Source organism: Streptomyces sp. NPDC101151 (genome assembly GCF_044768335.1).
In the GTDB taxonomy this organism is placed as follows: Bacteria; Actinomycetota; Actinomycetes; order Streptomycetales; family Streptomycetaceae; genus Streptomyces.
Window position 1 is genome coordinate 80,621 of sequence record NZ_JBIWPP010000005.1, and the last position, 16,430, is coordinate 97,050.

The following is a 16,430-nucleotide window of genomic DNA, read 5'->3' on the forward strand; positions in this document are numbered from 1 at the left end:
TCGTAGGAATCGGCCTTCCCGCAGGGATCGGCTTTCTCGTGAGGATCGGCCGGCCGCGCACCGGCCCGGGGGTCGTCACAGCGGAGGCTGGGCCGGTGCCGGGCCCAGCGTGGTGGTGCCGGGGGCCGTGCGGTGGCCCAGGCCGGTGCGGTAGGCGTCCAGGGCCGCTTCCACCCGGCCCGTGCGGCGCAGGAGGTCGCCGAGCAGGCGGCACAGGTCGGCCAGGTCGCCGGCCGCGCCCGCCCGTTCCAGCAGACTGAGGGCGCGGACGTAGTGCTCCTCGGCGGCCTCGGTGTCGCGGGCGTCCTCGGCGATGATGCCGAGGAGACGGTGTGCGGCGGCCGCGTGGACGGCGCCGCGTTCGGAGGAGAGGTCGCCGAGAACGCCGTTGAGGAGGTCGGCGGCCTCCTCCGACTTGCCGCGCCGGTGCAGGACGTCGGCGAGTTCCACGGCGGCCTGGCTGCGGTAGAGGGCGGCCCGGGTCTGGGCGAGCATGGTGAGGGCCTGGCGCAGCTCGGCCTCGGCACGGTCGAGGTCGCCGTCCTGGGCGCAGACGTAGCCGCGCATCCAGTGGCAGTTGGCGAGTTCGGTGCGCAGCTGGAGCTGGCGGTACAGCTCGGCGGCCTTGGCGAGGGAGGCGTCGGCCTCGGCGACCCGGCCCTCGGCGAGCAGGGTGCGGGCGACCGAGCGGTGCATTCGGGCGATCAGCGCGGGGTCGGCGGCCTGCGGGGCCAGCGCGAGGGCGAACTCGGCGGCCTGGGCGGCGCGGGCATGGGCGCCCATGTCCATGTAGGGGCCGATGGCGCTGGCGTAGAGGAGCAGCAGGGCGTCGGGATCGTGCAGGCCGCCGCGGTTGAGTTCGTCGAGCGTGGATTCCAGGAGGTAGACGGCGTAACGGAGTTCACCGGCGAGGTAGTGGGAGATCGCGCGGCCGCGGATCGCCGGGACGCGGCAGGGCAGGGACTCTTCGGACAGCCGGTCCTCGGCCCGCTCGAAGTGCTCGCGCGCCTGGGCCAGCTCACCCGTCTCCAGGGCGCATTCGCCGAGTCCCAGCAGTGCCGTCGCCTGCTCGGAGGCCAGTTGGTGGGTCTCCGCCTCGGTGAGCAGCGCGGCGTACTGCGCGGCCGCCTCCTCCGCCCTGCCGTCGGCGAGGGTGCGCTGGGCCCCGGTGAGCCGCAGCCTGAGGTCGGTGGCGAGGCGGGCGGGGCGGCCGACGGCCAGTTCCTCGAAGGCGACGCCGAGGCGGCCGGCGATGTGCCTGAGCGCCTCGTCGGAGGCGCGGACCCGGCCCGCCTCCAGGGTGGAGATATAGGCAGGCGTGTAGGCCGGCTCTGCCAACTGCCGCTGGGTCAGTCCGCGTTCGCTGCGCAGCTGCTGCACGCGCCGCCCGATGACCTCGGGATCGTCCCGTTCCCGCATTTCCTGCTCCCCCAACTCCCCTGGAACCCCTTGCCGTTCGCGTCCGGCAGCCCCTAGGTTAAACGGCGGATTAAGCATGCTTAACACGTCGCTTGTTGCGAGGTCGCCGTGCATGGACGTACATCCGAACCCTACGGACGCCCCAGCGCACTCCCCCTCTCCCGGCTCCGCCCGAGCGCGGGTGCCTCCACCGCCAGAGGCGTGGCCGCTGCCGTGCTCGCCGTCGCGGCCCTGATCACGGCGGCGAACGCGGGACCGGCCCGGGCGTCGGACGTCCCGTCCGGCCCGACGGCCGTGCAGCAGTCTCGGCCCTGACGGTTCAACTCCCCGTAAGGCCAATGCATTGGCCTACGCTTGCCCCGTGACCTCAGCCGCAGCGCGCACCGCTCTGGATCTCACCGCCGGTCTCCCGGTCCAGGACCTGGAGGACCTCTACCGCGACCTGCACCGTCACCCCGAACTGTCCCTGCGCGAGCACCGCACGGCAGGCAAGCTCGCCGGCCTGCTCGAGGACGCCGGGTTCGAGACGGCCGAGGGGATCGGCGGCACCGGGGTGGCGGGGGTGCTGCGCAACGGTGACGGGCCGACGGTGCTGCTGCGCGCCGACATGGACGCGCTGCCGGTACGGGAGGAGACCGGGCTGCCGTACGCCTCGGAGACGGACGGGGTGATGCACGCCTGCGGGCACGACCTGCACGTCACCTGGCTGGCGGGCGCGGCCGGGGCGCTGGCGGCCGGGCGGGAGACCTGGGGCGGCACCCTGCTGGTCGTGGGCCAGCCCGCCGAGGAGACCGGGCAGGGCGCGGCCCGGATGGTCGCGGACGGGCTGTACGAGCGTTTCGGGCGGCCGGACGTGCTGCTCGGGCAGCACGCGGCCCCGGGCCCGGCGGGCCTGTACGCGCACGCACCGGGCCTGATCATGTCGGCGTCGACGGACGTGGACATCGTGGTGCACGGCCGGGGCGGCCACGGTTCCCGGCCGGAGTCGACCGTGGATCCGGTGGTGACCGCCGCCCATCTGGTCGTCCGCCTGCAGTCGGTCGTCTCCCGGGAGCTGGCCGCCCGTGAGGCCGCGGTGCTGACCGTGGGCCGCATCGAGGCGGGCACCCGGCACAACATCATCCCGTCCGAGGCGCGCATCGCCCTGAACCTGCGCACCCAGTCCGAAGAGGTGCGCGAGCGGATGCTGGCCGCGATCCGCCGTATCGCGCGGGGCGAGTGCCTGGCGGCCGGCTGCCCGCGCGAGCCCGAGGTGACCGTCGGCGACACCTTCCCGGTCACGGTCAACGACGCGGGCACGGACGCCACGGTGGCCGCCGTGCACGGCGAGGTGTTCGGCGCGGGTTCGGTGTTCGACCCGGGCCCGGCGATGGGCAGCGAGGACTTCCCGCAGCTGGCGCTGGGCTCGATCCCGTACTCGTACTGGTTCGTGACGACCACCCCGGCCGAGGTGTGGGAGAAGGCGCCCGGCGCGGGCTTCGAGGAGAAGTTCGCGGCTGTGCCGAGCAACCACAGCCCCCACTTCGCTCCCGATCTGTCCACAGTCGTCCCGGGTGTCGGGACGCTGGTGTCGGGGGCGCTCGCCTTTTTGTCTGTGGCATGACCTAGTCTTCGCGACCTAGTCTTCACTCACCCGCCACACATGGCTCACAGGGGACTCACACCACAGCCGTGCCGCGTGGCGCCCATGCCTTCATTCGTTCCGGGGGGTTCGAATCAGCGTGCGTATGCGCACTCTTCCCGCTGTCGCCGCACTGGCGGCACTCGTCGGCTCCATGGCGCTCGCCGCGCCGTCGTACGCCGACACCGACCGGCCCATTCCGCTCTGGGACGCCGGCGACACCGTGGTGGACGGTGTCCACCAGCACATCTTCCTGGCCGACAGCTACCACAACCAGATCGTGGTCACCGACTCCGCGGGCAAGGCGGTCGGCACGATCACCGGCCTGCCGCAGGTCAGGGACCTCGATCTGAGCCCGGACGGCAGCACCCTGTACGCGGCGGTCTCCGGCGCCGACAAGATCGTCGCGATCGACACCGCACAGCTCGCGCAGACCGCCGAGTACCCGACCGGCGCGGGCACCGCCCCCTCCCGCCTCGCCTACGCCGACGGAAGGGTCTGGTTCGGGTACGGCGACCAGTGGGAGTCCGGTCTGGGCGTGGTGGACCTGACCGCCGAGACGCCGAAGGTCACCCTCGACCTGGCCGCCGGCCACGACTTCGCCAGTCCGCCCAAGCTGTATGCGGATCCGGACAACCCCGGCACGCTGCTCGCCCTGGACGCGGGCATCAGCTCCGGCCCGATCGTCGTGTACGACGTGTCGTCCGGCACCCCGGCGATCCGTGTCACCGAGAACAAGGGCGGTTTCTACCACGACGCGGCGCTCACGCCCGACGGACTGAACGTCGTGGTCGCCGGTCCGGGCAACCGGGCCCTCACCGAGTACCGGCTCTCCGACCTGGCCGAGGTGCGCACCTACCCGGTCAAGGACGAGCCGGAAACGGTGAGCATCGCCCCGGACGGCACCGTCGCGGCCACGGTCCTCGACACCGAGGACATCGGCGACACCTACGTCTTCACCAACGGCCCCGACAAGCCCAGCGTCCGCAACATCTCGCACAACTGGATGCCGTGGGGTGCGCACGCGATCAGCTGGTCGGCGGACGGCGCGAAGCTGTTCGTGCAGACGGGCTCGGGGGAGTCCACCCGGCTGCACGGGATCGACGAGCCCCGCAAGTACCAGGCGGTGCTGACCGCCGACGCCCCGTCGACCGCGCCGCGCGCCAAGTCCCTCACGGTCACCGGCAAGCTCACCTCCGGGCTGGCCCTGCCCGCGGGCACCCCGCTGAAGGTGACCCGCACCGACATGGAATCGCCGAACGGCAAGTCCCTCGGCACCAAGCCCCTCGGCAGCGGCGGCAGGTTCAGCTTCACCGACACACCGCCCTCCGGCGGGAAGGTCACGTACACGGTGACGTACGAGGGTGACGCCACGCACTCGTCCGCCAAGGCCGCCGACTCGGTCGACGTGTCCCGCGCCAAGCCGGCGCTGACGGTCAGCAACAACGGCAAGGTGTACTCCTACGGCAAGGACGTGAAGTTCACGGCCCACCTGGGGACGACGTACAAGAACCGCACGGTGGAGATCTGGGCCGACCCCTTCGGCTCCGACAAGCCGAACAAGCTGGTGAAGTCCGGCAAGGTCAACTCCCACGGCGACCTGTCGGTCACCCTGGACCTGAAGCGGGACACCAAGGTCACCGCGAAGTTCACGGGCGACTCCCGCTACCAGTCCCGGTCGGCCTCCAGCACGGTCGGCGCCAAGGTGAGCGTGTCCACGTCGGTCAGCAAGCACTACAAGGCGAAGAGCGCGTGGGGTCACACCTACTACTTCTTCCACAAGTCGAAGAACCCGCTGTTCACGACGAAGATGCCGTACTACCCGAACCGCCACCAGCGCTTCGACTTCGAGGTGTACTACCAGGGCAAGTGGCGCTCGGGCGACTCGCAGTACTTCAAGCTCGGTACCGCGGGCATCTCCGAGGTCGAAGTGACCGGCAACCACGGCTCGGACGTCGGCTGGCGCTTCCGGATGCGCTCGGACTACATCAACGGCTCCTCGGGTGACACGGTGAACTCCACGACGTACGGCGCCTGGAAGTACTTCACCTTCACCAGCTGAGCCGCCAGGGCCTACTGGGCCTACTGGGCCTGGAGCTGCCGCAGGTGCCGCTGGACGTTCTCCAGTGCGCCCTGCCGGCGGCCCGGCACCCTGAGTCTCAACTCCGCGAGCGCGGGCCCGAGTTCACGGGCCCGCGCCGCGTCGTCGATACGCCCCCACTGATGGTGGGCCCGGTCGGCGGCCGCCTCCACGGCAGGCGCGTCCGGTGCCTGCCCGGCGGCCAGCCGCACCTGCGCCACGCCCAGCCAGGCCAGGCAACTGCGCGCCGCGTCCCCCGCGAACATCGCGAGATCGGCGCGTACTTCGGCCCAGTGCAGCGCCTCGTCGGACGCGGGGCCCCGGGCGTGCACGGCGGCCTGCTCGCACCGGGCGGCGAGCACCTCGGCATCGGCGTGCCGCCCGGCCTGGACGGCGGCGCTGATGGCGGCGTGGGGGTCGCTCTCCACGAGCGGCGGGGCAACTCCCGTCCCGTAGGGGGAGTTCCCCCGCTCGAACGGGGCCGAGGGCGGGGGAGTGCGCGGACGAGACGGTTCGGGCCGGTACGGCGGCCCGGGGACACCGCCGGGGACGACGCCCCCGGGTACGAGGCCCCCGACGCCGGCCAGCACCAGGTCCCGCCCCGCGCCGGCTTCGGGCATCCGCGCCAGCGCCTGCTCGTGCAGCTGGGCGAGAGGCGGCCGGTGTCCGCTGCGCAGCAGCGTCGCCACCGCCTTCATGTACGACGGCTCGGCCAGGCCCCGCCGGCCGGACGACGCCGGTGCGACACGGCCGTACACCGCCGCGGTGCGGCCCGAGTCCAGCGGACGCTCGGCCAGGTGCCGCCAGGTCTCCGCGTCCGCGTGCAGGTCGACGACGAGCGCGGTGTCCCCGGCGGAGCGCAGCCGCAGCTCCTCGCGGATCCAGTGCCAGGGCAGGGCCGTGTAGCGCACCGTGGCCGGGGTGGTGCGGGCCAGGGCGAGGTGGGGCAGGTGCTGGCGGCGGTCCAGGTGCAGTTGCCCGGTGATGTACACGGTGAGCGGTCCGGGCGCGGCCGCGGCGGCGCGCAGCCGGGTGAGGACGGCCTGCGGCTCCAGCGGGTCGGCGAGTTCGACCACGTTGGCGGTGTCGGTGCCGGACAGCACGGCGGGGGCGACCGCGGCCAGAACGGGCAGCACACCGGCCGCGTCCACCAGGCGCCCCCGGCCCAGCGGTGAGGCCGCGAGCAGCAGCACGGTTCCGGCCATCGTCCCTCCCCTGTAGATCGCCCTGCAGTCAGCACCGTAACCGCTGCTGCTGCAAAGGCGCTTCTCAGGACTGCAAACGTCCCCGTACGGGGTCTTCGCCCGGCAGCCGCCGGATGGCGAAGACCGTGGTGTCGTCGCCCAGGTGACCGCCGCTGTGCCGGAGCACGCCGTCACGGATCCGGCGCACCAGCCGCCCCGGCTCGGCCCGGCCCGGGTCGGCCTCGACCGCCCGGACCAGCTCCCGGACCAGCGGGTAGAACTCCCCGTCGGCGTCCCGGGCCTCGGTCACCCCGTCGGTCACCAGCAGCAGGGTCTCCTCGCGGTCCAGCGGCACCCGGTGCAGCGGCGGCGGGCCGCCGTCCACCAGGTCGCCGAGCCCGAGCGGCAGCCCGTCGCCGCCCGGCAGGGCGCGGACACCGTGCGGGCCGACGGCCAGCGGGGGCTCGTGGCCGAAGTTGATCACCTCGACCGTGCCCGGGGCGTCCTCGGAGAAGCCGAGCAGCACGGCGGTGGCGAAGCGGTCGCCGTCGTTCCGGCCGAGGGCGGTGGTGTGCCCCCGGTGCCGCCGGATGCGGATCTCGAGCCGCTCGGCGACGGTCGCCAGGTCCTTCTCGTGGTAGCCGGCCTCCCGGAAGGTGCCGAGCAGCGCGGCCGCCGTCTCCACCGCGCCCAGCCCCTTGCCCTGCACGTCCCCGACGAGGACCCGGGTGCCGTGCAGGCCGGGCTGGATGTCGTAGAAGTCCCCGCCGACCCGGGCGTCGACGTCCGAGGCCAGGTACACGCCCGCATGTTCCAGGCCCGCCCAGTGCGGCGGCAGCGGGCGCAGCACGGTACGGCGGGTCGTCTCGGCGATGTCCCGCATGTGCAGCATCTGCCGCTCGCCGCGCACTCGTACGGCACTGGCCAGCGTGGCCAGGACGCCGCCGAGGGCGACCAGCACGAAGTCGGCGAGGCCGGCCTGGTACTGCTGGGGCCAGGCGCTGTCCACGGCGACGTACGTCACCACCGACAGCAGCGCGAAGACGGCGGTCGGCCACACCCCGCAGAGCGCGGCGGCGATGCCGGGGACCAGGACGATCCAGGAGATGATCCGGAACCGCTCGGTGGTCCTGAGGTCCACCAGCGTGATGCCGAGGTACAGCAGCAGGGGCGGCATCCAGGCGATGCTCCGGCCACGGACCCGCAGCAACTGCCGCCGGCGCCGGTACTCCGGGTCCGTCACGGCGGGCAGCCCTCCATGTCGTTCAGACAAGCACGGGAACACCCGGGCCGCATCCGGGCACTCGTCACCCTCCTGGCCGACTTGCCAGGGCGTCCCCCCAGGTGTGCTCTGGAAGGCGGGGGCGAGGAGAGAGAGGAGTGCTGTCATGGCTCAAGCGGCACCCACGTCCGGCGGAACGCCCCGGCACGCCCGTCCGGCCGTGACCGGCGGCCCCACGACCGATGTCTTCGACGCGCGCACCCACAGGATCGCCCGGGTGGCCGTGCCGATCGTGCTGGCGTTGGTCTACGGCTACTGGGCGGCGGCCAACCGCCGCAGCGGCGGTCCCATCACCGGCTGGAACGTGCTGTTCGGGTTCGTCACGGCGATCGTGTTCGCGGTGGTGCTCATCGGACTGCTGACGGTGGCCCCGCGCCTGCGGCGGGAGGTGCACGCGCTGGCGTGGACCGCGTTCGTCGGCTGTGCGTTCGGGTTCCTGTACAGCCAGTCGGGCGCCTCGATCCTGCGGTCCGTAGGCATGTCGCTGGCGGTCTCGGTGGTCACCTTCGCCGTGTTCTTCTACCGGTTCTACACGCACGAGGACGCGGAAGGGCGCCGCATTCGCTGAGCATGCGGCACGCGCGCGGGCCCCGGCCGGGCAGCCCGGCCGGGGCTCACGCACTCCCCTGTGCTTCCCTCCTCCTCACCAGCACCAGGAAACACCCGTTCGAGGGTTCTCTCCACCGGAGAACGGAATCCCCAGTTCCACCAGGGGGCACGGCCGTTCGGTCCGATTTTTCCCCCGAACGCAGTCGTACCGGTCGCGCGACCGGCCCCGGGGACCTTGCCTGGAGGCGTGCCCCCACGCCTCAGGAGCGTCCTGTCGGCCGTACTGATCGCCCTGTCCTGCCTCCTCGTGCCGTTCGGCGCACTGGCGGCCTGGGCGTCGTACGGGCTCGCCGACACGGGCCGGTACGTCACCACGATGGCGCCGCTCGCCGCCGACCCCGACGTACGGGAAGCCGTCGCCGAGACGGTCGGGGACGGCATCCTGCGTGAGGTGGACCAGCGGATGGACGTCCGCCCGGTACGGGGCTCGGTCGCGCCGTTCGTGCACGACGCGGTGCGCTCCTTCACCCAGACCCGCGCATTCCGGCTGGCCTGGGACACCGGCAACCGGGTCACGCACGACGCGATCCTGCGCGCCCTGCGTGCGGAGGAACCCGCCGAGGAGGCGTTCGAGCGCCCGGTCACCGTCGACTTCGCCCCCGTCACCGCCCAGGTCAAACAGCAGCTCGCCCATGACCACATTCCGCTCGCGGCCCGCATCCCGGTGGAGCACACCGCGGTCGCCGTCCTCCCGGCGGACGAGGTGGGCCAGTTGAGGAAGGGATTCCACGTGCTCGAAGTCGCGGGTTTCTGGCTCCCGGTCGCGGCCGTCGTGTTCGCAGTCGCCGGGATGGCCCTGGCCGTCCACCGGCGTCGCGCGGTCGCGGCGACCGCGCTGGGCACGTCCCTGGGCGGCGCCCTGCTGGTCCTCGCCCTCGGCGTCGGCCGCAGCCTCACCCTCGCGGGCCTGCCCGCCGACGTGCCCCACCCGGCCGCGGGCGCCGTCTACGACGCCCTGACCGCCACCCTGCGCACCGCCTCCTGGCTGCTGCTGGGCCTCGGCCTCGCGGTGGCGCTGACGGCCTGGCTCACCCGCTCTCTGCGGCTGCCCCGCCCCGCGCGACGCCGGCGAGGGTCCGCAGCGCCCGCGCCAGCTCCGGCTCCGGAGCCGTCGCGAGCCCGAGCCTGACGGCGTCCGGGGTGCGGTTCGGGTCGACGGAGAAGGCCGTACCCGGTGTGACGGCGATCCCGTGCGCCAGCGCGGCAGCGGTGAAGGTGTCGGCCCGCCAGGGCGCGGGCAGTCGCCACCAGGCGAAGTAGGCGGCCGGATCGGACTGTACGGCGAAACCGTCCAGCTCCTCGGCGACCAGCCGCTGCCGCCGCCCCGCGTCCCGCCGCTTGGCCTCGACGAGCCGTGCCACGGTTCCGTCCCCGATCCATCGCACGGCCGCCTCCAGCGCGAAGGAACCCGCACTCCAGCCCCCGGACCGGACGGCCCGCGCCACCGCCTCGACCCGCCCGGCCGGTACGGCGACGAACCCGACGGTGAGGCCCGGCGCGACCCGCTTGGACAGCCCGTCGACGACGTGGACGAGCCCGGGGGCGAGGGCGGCGAGCGGGGGCCCGCCGCCCGGGTGCAGGAAGGACCAGATCCGGTCCTCCACGACCGGTATCCCCAAGCTGTGGATGACCTCGGCCAGGCGGGTCCGCCGCTCGGTGCCCAGGGTCCGCGAGGTCGGGTTGTGCAGGGTCGGCTGGAGGTACAGGGCGGACAGGGGAGCGGCGCGGTGGGCCGCCGCGACGGACTCCGCAAGGGGTCCCTCCGCGTCCGCCGCGAGCGGGACCAGGGTGCTGCCGAGCCGGGCCGCGATCTCCTTGACCAGCGGATACGTCAGCGGTTCGACACCGACGCGGCCGCCGGGCCCGACCAGGGAGGCGAGGGTGGCAGCGATGGCCTGGCGGGCGTTGCCGGTGAACAGGATCCTGTCGGGGTCGGGCCGCGGACCGCCCGTGGAAAGCAGCCCCGCGACCGCTTCCCGCGCCACCGCGCTGCCGGCGGCCGGGGCGGGCCGCAGCGCCTCGGCCAGCGCGTCCGGCCGCAGCAGGGGAGCGAGGGCGGGAGCCAGCAGCTCCGCCTGGTCCGGCGCGGACGGGTAGTTCAGCTCCAGGTTCACGCGCGCGGCACCGGCCGCCTCGGTCAGCGCGTGCCCCGGCTGCGCGTCCGGCCGGGCGGCCCGGACGAACGTCCCGCGCCCGACCTCGCCCACCACCAGCCCGCGGCGCACGAGTTCGGCGTACACCCGCCCGGCCGTCGAGGCGGCGATCCCGTGCCGCCGGGCGAACGCCCGCTGCGGCGGCAGCCGTTGCCCCGGCCGGAGCCGGCCGCCGCTGATGTCGCCTGCGATCCGGTCGGCGATACGCCGGTAGTCGTCCACAAGTCTCCCTGTCGTACGGCAGCGCACATTGCACCGAGAGCAAAGATTTTATTGCACCGAGAAGTTGGGGAGTCCTAGGGTCGATCACATGCCCCCCTTCCTCTCCTACGAGGACAAAAAACCCGGAGTCTCCTCCCGGGTACCCCTTGTCCTCGTCCACGGACATCCCTTCGACCGCACGATGTGGGCCCCGCAGCTGGCCGCGTTCTGCGCCGGCCGCCGGGTGATCGCCCCCGACCTGCGCGGCTACGGCTCCTCCGGCGTGACCCCCGGCATCGTCCCGCTCGGCCGCCACGCCCGGGACATCGAGGAGCTGCTGGACTTCCTGGCGGCGGACTCCTTCGTACTGGCCGGACTGTCGATGGGCGGCCAGATCGCCATGGAGTGCTACGCCCGCTTCGGCGACCGCATCCGGGGCCTGGTCCTCGCGGACACCTTCCCCGACCCCGAGACGCCCGAGGGCCGACGGGGCCGCAACGCCCTGGCCGACCGGCTGCTCGCCGAGGGCATGCGCGGCTACGCCGACGAGGTCCTGGAGAAGATGGTCGCGCCGTACGCCGGCCCCGAGGTCAAGGCCCATGTCCACCGCATGATGACGGCCACCTCCCCCGAGGGCGCCGCGGCCTCGCTGCGCGGCCGCGCCGAACGTCCCGACTACCGGCCCCTGTTGGCCGAGGTCACCGTGCCCACGCTGGTCGTGGTCGGCGCCGACGACACCTACACACCGGTGCCGGACGCGGAGGCGATGCACGCCGCGCTCCCCGACTCCGTGCTGCACGTGGTCGAAGGGGCGGCCCATATGCCGAACCTGGAGCGGGCGGGCGAGTTCAACAGGGTGTTGGCGGAATTCCTGACCGAGGTCGACTCGCGCTCGTAACCTCGGGACGTGACGCATGGCCCTGGACGCGGACCCGGTCCCTGGTCGGCCGGACTGCTGCTCGCCGGGGTGAGCGTGGTCGTCGGCTGCCGGGTGGCCGGCACCGACGGCATCACGCCCGTGCCGCAGCTGCTCGCCTTCCTGCCCTGGCTGCTCGTGCCGACGGGCCTCGGCCTGCTGTGCGCGCTGCTCGCCCGCTGGTGGCCGGGGCTGGTGTGGGGCGTCGCCGTACTCGGCCTGCTGGCCTGGTACATGGAGCCGTACGGGAAGACGAGCGAACCCGGCGGACAGCCGCTCGCCTCCCTGCGCGTGCTGACCTCCAACGTCGAGTTCGGACGCGGCACCCCCGCCCTGGTCCCGCGGATCCGCCGCAGCCACCCGGACCTCGTCTTCGTCGAGGAGTGCGAGTACACCTGCCGGGCCACGCTGGAACGGGACTTCGCCGGCACCTACCCCCACCGGCGGGCCGTGGCCGCCGGCGGCTCCCACGGCTCCCTCGTGCTGAGCCGCTTCCCGCTGAAGGCAACGGCCGGCGTCCCCGGCGTCATGGGCATGCCCGGCGCCGTCGCCGACGTGCGCGGCCACGCCGTGCGGGTCCAGCTCGCCCACCCCATGCCCCCGCTCCCCGGTCAGGTCGGCCTGTGGAAAAGGGAACTGGGCCGGCTCCGCGCCTTCGCCGCCGCCGACACCCGCGCCCCCACCATCCTCGCCGGCGACTTCAACGCCTCCCAGGACCACGCGGCCTTCCGCCGCATCCTCGACGCCGGCCTCACCGACGCCGCCCGCCTCGCCGGCCACGACCGCACCCCCAGCTGGCCCTCGCGGACCGCCTCCGTCATCGGCGCCCAGATCGACCACGTGCTGCTCTCCCCGGACTTCTCCGTGGCCGGTGCCCGGTTCCTGCGCCTGACCGGCACCGACCACCGCGCGCTCGTCGTCGACATCACGCTCCACCAGCGCAGATGACCCGGGACGCCCCGGAGCGAAACGGTCATAATGGGCGCATGTCCCGCGAGTTCCCCATCGGCCTCACCCCTCCCGACTGGCTGGTGCGGAACCTCCGGCCCCACCGGGCACCCGTCAACCGGGCCGCGGCGGCCCGGGCGGCCGTCGCCATGTCCGCACCCCTGGCGATCGGACTGGCCGCCGGGCAGCCCGCGTACGGCGCGCTCGCCTCCATGGGCGCGCTCAACGGCGTCATCGGCGACACCGCCGACGCCTACCGCATGCGCGTCATCACCATCGCCGTCCCGCAGCTCGTCGGCGCCGTCGGCGTCATCCTGGGCGCGCAGGTGTACGGGCGGGGATGGGTCGCGGTCGCCACCGTCACCGGCGTCGCCCTGGTGTCCGGGATGATCTCGACGATCGGCGCGGTGGCCTCCGTGTCCGGACTGCTGCTGCTCCTGAACGCCGTGATCGGCGCGGGACTTCCGCTCCCCGGGCCCTGGTGGGCCGCCCCGGCCCTGATGACCGGCGGCGGCCTGTTCGTCCTCGCCCTGGCACTGCTCGCCTGGCCGCTGCGGGCCGGAGTGCCCGAGCGCGCGTCGGTCGCGGCCGTGTACCGCACGGTGGCCGACCTCCTGGCCGCCTGCGGCGACTCCGACCGCTATGTCACCGTCCGCTTCGACGTCACCAAGTCCCTGAACCGGTCCTACGACCTCATCCTCGCCAACCGCGCCCGCCACCAGGGCCGCAGCCGCGAACTCACGCGTCTCCTGGCCCAGTTGAACGCACTCATCCCGGTGGTCGAGGCGGCACCCGCCGTCCACCTCGCCGGCCGGCCGCTGCCGCCGGAGGTCCCCGAGGCGGTCCGCCACCTGGCCCGGGCCGTCGAGAGCCGCCACTCGATCCCCGTGGGCCCGGCACACCTCCCCGCCCCCACCACCGAGACCGCCCGGGTCGTCGACCACGCCCTGCGCCACGCCGCCGAGGTCGTCACCTCCCCCGACGCCGACCCACGCGGCATCGACGACCGCCTCGGCCGCCCGGCCGCCCTCGGCATCCGCACCGCCCGCGCGGCCCGCAACGTCGTCCTGTCCGCCCACTCCTGGCGCTACGGCCTGCGCCTCGCCGTGTGCATCGGCATCGCCCAGGCCCTCGTCTCCCTGGTCCCGGTCCCCCGCTCCTACTGGGTGGCCCTGACCATCACCTTCGTCCTCAAGCCCGACTTCGGCTCGGTGTTCTCCCGGGCCCTGCTGCGCGCCCTGGGCACGGTGGCCGGCCTGGTGATCGCGGCGGCGGTACTGGCGGAAGTGCCACGCGGCTGGTGGGACGTCCCCGTGATGCTGTTGCTCGCCCCCCTGATCCCGGCACTGACCCCCCGGGGCTACGGCTACCAGACGGCGGCGATCACCCCGGTGATCCTCCTCCTCTCGGACATCCTCAACCACCAGGGCACGGCACTGCTGCTCCCCCGCCTCCTGGACTCCCTCATGGGCTGCGCGATCGCCCTCGTCGCCGGGTACCTCCTGTGGCCGGAGAGCTGGCACACCCGGGTCGGCGACCGCCTGGCGGACGCGGTGGCGGACACGGCGACATACCTGGAAACGGCCTTCGGCCCCGGCACCGACACCGCAGGCCGCGCCCGCATGCGCCGCCGCCTCTACCGCGATCTCTCGGCCATCCGCACGGAGTTCCAGCGGGCACTGACCGAACCCCCGCCCACCGGCAGCCGCGCCGCCGCCTGGTGGCCGCTGGTCGTCGCCGTGGAACGCATCGTCGACGCGACGACGGCGGCCCGGGTCCGCGTCCGCCACGGCGCCCGGCCCCCGTCGGCCGCCGAGGTCCGGCAGGTGGCGCTGCAACTGCGGGAACTGTCTCAGGGCGTACGCCGGGCGGAGACCCTCACCGCTGTCCGCACCCACCTGACGGGCCCGTCGGGGAGCGTGCTGGAATCTCTGCGCCAGGAGGTGGCCGCGGCGCGAGCGATCGCAACGCCCCACTGACGGCTCAACCACCGACAGAAACGCAATCCTGGGCCGCTAACCTTACGTGTCCGTCCTGGCCAGGGATTGACGGTACCAACTCACGCGAAGGGTTGCGCACATGGGCATTCTCACTCTCCTGCGGAACGCATTCGGCCGCTCACGCAAGGGACGAACGGCCGAGGCAGAGGGTGCAGACCGCAACCCTTCCGGGTCCTCCGCCCCCACGGTTCCGGCCGAATCCCCCGCCCCGGCTCCCACTCCCGGGCCGTCCCAGACCGCCCAGGTCCCCGAGCCCCGCACCTCGTCACCCGACGAACACGATCTGGTCTCGGCAGCCTTCGACAACGTGACGGTCCCGAGGCAGGGAACGGAACGCGATCCGGACCAGCCGGCAGAGCGGACCCCGGCGACCGAGGCCGAGCAGGAGCCGGTGGCGAAGGCCGAGGCTGAGCCGGTGGCGGAGCCCTCGGCCGAGACGCAGGCCCAGCCGGCAGCCGAGCCGGTGGCCGAGGTCAAGGCGGAGCCCGTGGCCGAAGTCCAGGCGGAGCCGGTGACCGAGCCGGAGCCGGAGCCGGTGGTGAAGATTGAGCTGGAGCCCGAGCTGGAGCCGGCAGCCGAGGCTGAGCCGGTGGCCGAGCGGCTGGCCGAGGTCAAGGCTGAGCCGGTGACCGAGCCGGAGCCCGTGGCCGAGACCCAGGCGGAGCCCTCAGCCGAGGCCGAGGTCCAGCCCGAGCCGGAGCCCGCAGCCGAGGTCCAGCCCGAGGCTGTGTCGGTGGCTGCGCCGGCGGAGAAGCCCGAGCCGGCAGCTGAGGTCCAGCCTGAGCCGGCGGCCGAGCCCGAGGCCGAGACTCAGTCGGAGCCGGTGGTCGAGGCCCAGCCCGAGGCTGTGGCGGTCCCTGCGCCGGCGGAGAAGCCCGAGGCGGCAGCCGAGGCCCAGCCTGAGCCGGCGCCCGAGCCGGTGGCCGAGACCCAGGCGGAGCCGGTGACCGAGCCGGAGCCTGTGGCCGAGGCCGAGGTCCAGCCCGAGCCCGTGGCCGAGGTTCAGCCGGACCCCGAGCCGGAACCCGAGCCGGAGCCGGAACCGGCAGCGGAGGCAGCCGCAGAAGCAGCGGCGGAGCCGGTCGTCGAGCCGGAGGCCGCGGCTGTCGAGACGCAGGACGAGCCGCAGGCCGCCGACGGCGAGGACGCCCCACAGGGGCCACCCGCAGCCGACGACGAAAGCAGCACGGGTGGTGCGGGTGGGAACGAATCCGCCGAGGCACCGGCCAGGCACACCCCCGCCACCCCCCTCACCCGCGTGAAGTCCCACACCCCCTCCCTCACCACCGCCTACAAGGCAGCCACCACCACCCTCAAGAAGACCGACCTCACCGGCACCCGAGCGAAGCTCTACCTCGTGCTAGACCGCTCCGCGAGCATGCGCCCGTATTACAAGGACGGCTCCGCCCAGGCCCTCGCCGACCAGACCCTCGCCCTCGCCGCCCACCTCGACCCCGAGGCCACGGTCCACGTCGTCTTCTTCTCCACGGAGGTCGACGGCACCACCGACCTCACCCTCGCCCCGGACCACGAGACCAAGATCGACGACGTCCACGCCGGCCTCGGCCGCATGGGCCGTACCAGCTACCACGCCGCCGTGGAAGCCGTACTCACCCACCACGAGAAGAACGCGGACCCCGCCACCCCCGCCCTGGTGATCTTCCAGACGGACGGCGCCCCCGACGCGAAGACCCCCGCCACCCAGTCCCTCACCGAAGCCGCGAAGAGCCACCCCGGCGTCTTCTTCTCCTTCGTCGCCTTCGGCGAGCAGGACAACAAGGCCTTCGACTACCTCCGCAAACTGAAGACCGAGAACACGTCCTTCTTCCACGCCGGCCCGGCCCCGCGCGAGCTGACGGACACGGAGCTGTACGAGGGCGTACTGGCGAACTGGCGCCCGTAAGCCCCGTAAGCCCTGTAACCCCCCGTAACTCTCCGAAACACCCGTGCCGCCCGCTTCTCACCCCGTAAAACGGGAAGCGGGCGGCATACACACGTCGGCTACGATTTCAAGGTT

12 protein-coding genes are annotated in these 16,430 nt (G+C 73.4%); 8 read left to right on the forward strand and 4 right to left on the reverse strand.

The features are described from left to right. Positions 1–75 precede the first annotated feature (75 nt). Positions 76–1,419 (reverse strand): tetratricopeptide repeat protein, encoded by a 1,344-nt coding sequence (locus ACIRU3_RS11230; protein WP_404054665.1) that lies wholly within the window; start codon positions 1,417–1,419, stop codon positions 76–78. Between the two features lie 361 nt (positions 1,420–1,780). Between ACIRU3_RS11230 and ACIRU3_RS11235 the strand changes: the two genes are divergently transcribed. Next, a complete protein-coding gene (locus tag ACIRU3_RS11235) occupies positions 1,781–3,022 on the forward strand; it encodes an amidohydrolase (RefSeq protein ID WP_404054667.1) in 1,242 nt (413 codons plus the stop codon). A gap of 124 nt (positions 3,023–3,146) precedes the next feature. Beyond that, entirely contained in the window at positions 3,147–5,102 is a 1,956-nt protein-coding gene (locus tag ACIRU3_RS11240; RefSeq protein WP_404054669.1) for a YncE family protein, read from the forward strand. A gap of 20 nt (positions 5,103–5,122) precedes the next feature. On the opposite strand, the gene ACIRU3_RS11245 is transcribed toward ACIRU3_RS11240, so the two are convergent. Together ACIRU3_RS11245 and ACIRU3_RS11250 are read right to left on the reverse strand one after the other, a co-directional pair. Then, positions 5,123–6,325: a hypothetical protein gene (locus ACIRU3_RS11245; RefSeq protein ID WP_404054672.1), complete on the reverse strand. Its 1,203-nt coding sequence runs from the start codon at positions 6,323–6,325 to the stop codon at positions 5,123–5,125. A 64-nt stretch (positions 6,326–6,389) separates the two neighbouring features. Then, on the reverse strand, positions 6,390–7,481 hold the full coding sequence (locus ACIRU3_RS11250; RefSeq protein WP_404055487.1) for a PP2C family protein-serine/threonine phosphatase: 1,092 nt from the start codon (positions 7,479–7,481) through the stop codon (positions 6,390–6,392). Positions 7,482–7,692: 211 nt separating this feature from the next. Here ACIRU3_RS11250 and ACIRU3_RS11255 point away from each other — a divergent pair, with 211 nt between their 5' ends. Beyond that, the gene (locus tag ACIRU3_RS11255; protein ID WP_404054675.1) at positions 7,693–8,154 is read left to right on the forward strand and encodes a hypothetical protein; all 462 of its coding nucleotides are present in this window, start codon (positions 7,693–7,695) and stop codon (positions 8,152–8,154) included. Between the two features lie 228 nt (positions 8,155–8,382). Continuing rightward, complete coding sequence (locus tag ACIRU3_RS11260; RefSeq protein WP_404054678.1) at positions 8,383–9,324, forward strand: hypothetical protein; 942 nt, start codon at positions 8,383–8,385, stop codon at positions 9,322–9,324. Here ACIRU3_RS11260 and ACIRU3_RS11265 read toward each other — a convergent pair. After that, positions 9,224–10,570 carry a PLP-dependent aminotransferase family protein gene (locus tag ACIRU3_RS11265; protein WP_404054680.1) on the reverse strand — a complete coding sequence of 449 codons (1,347 nt, stop codon included), beginning with the start codon at positions 10,568–10,570 and terminating at the stop codon, positions 9,224–9,226. The genes ACIRU3_RS11260 and ACIRU3_RS11265 overlap by 101 nt on opposite strands. An 88-nt stretch (positions 10,571–10,658) precedes the next feature. On the opposite strand from ACIRU3_RS11265, the gene ACIRU3_RS11270 reads away from it, so the two are divergent. The 4 genes from ACIRU3_RS11270 to ACIRU3_RS11285 all read left to right on the forward strand — a co-directional run bounded on the left by ACIRU3_RS11270 (position 10,659) and on the right by ACIRU3_RS11285 (position 16,316). Then, entirely contained in the window at positions 10,659–11,447 is a 789-nt protein-coding gene (locus tag ACIRU3_RS11270; RefSeq protein ID WP_404054683.1) for an alpha/beta fold hydrolase, read from the forward strand. 9 nt (positions 11,448–11,456) lie between these two features. After that, positions 11,457–12,413: an endonuclease/exonuclease/phosphatase family protein gene (locus ACIRU3_RS11275; RefSeq protein ID WP_404054686.1), complete on the forward strand. Its 957-nt coding sequence runs from the start codon at positions 11,457–11,459 to the stop codon at positions 12,411–12,413. 38 nt (positions 12,414–12,451) lie between these two features. Then, positions 12,452–14,392, forward strand: a complete 1,941-nt coding sequence (locus ACIRU3_RS11280; RefSeq protein WP_404054689.1) for an FUSC family protein — start codon at positions 12,452–12,454, stop codon at positions 14,390–14,392. 100 nt (positions 14,393–14,492) lie between these two features. Beyond that, positions 14,493–16,316, forward strand: coding sequence for a VWA domain-containing protein (locus ACIRU3_RS11285; protein ID WP_404054692.1), 1,824 nt, complete (start codon positions 14,493–14,495; stop codon positions 16,314–16,316). The last annotated feature ends 114 nt before the right edge of the window (positions 16,317–16,430 follow it).

Coding starts and splice junctions, on each gene's coding strand:
- ACIRU3_RS11280 (WP_404054689.1), top strand. CDS start 12,452: ATGTCCCGCGAGTTCCCCATCGGCCTCACCCCTCCCGACTGGCTGGTG.
- ACIRU3_RS11285 (WP_404054692.1), top strand. CDS start 14,493: ATGGGCATTCTCACTCTCCTGCGGAACGCATTCGGCCGCTCACGCAAG.
- ACIRU3_RS11250 (WP_404055487.1), bottom strand. CDS start 7,481: ATGCCGCCCCTGCTGCTGTACCTCGGCATCACGCTGGTGGACCTCAGG.
- ACIRU3_RS11255 (WP_404054675.1), top strand. CDS start 7,693: ATGGCTCAAGCGGCACCCACGTCCGGCGGAACGCCCCGGCACGCCCGT.
- ACIRU3_RS11240 (WP_404054669.1), top strand. CDS start 3,147: ATGCGCACTCTTCCCGCTGTCGCCGCACTGGCGGCACTCGTCGGCTCC.
- ACIRU3_RS11230 (WP_404054665.1), bottom strand. CDS start 1,419: ATGCGGGAACGGGACGATCCCGAGGTCATCGGGCGGCGCGTGCAGCAG.
- ACIRU3_RS11245 (WP_404054672.1), bottom strand. CDS start 6,325: ATGGCCGGAACCGTGCTGCTGCTCGCGGCCTCACCGCTGGGCCGGGGG.
- ACIRU3_RS11270 (WP_404054683.1), top strand. CDS start 10,659: ATGCCCCCCTTCCTCTCCTACGAGGACAAAAAACCCGGAGTCTCCTCC.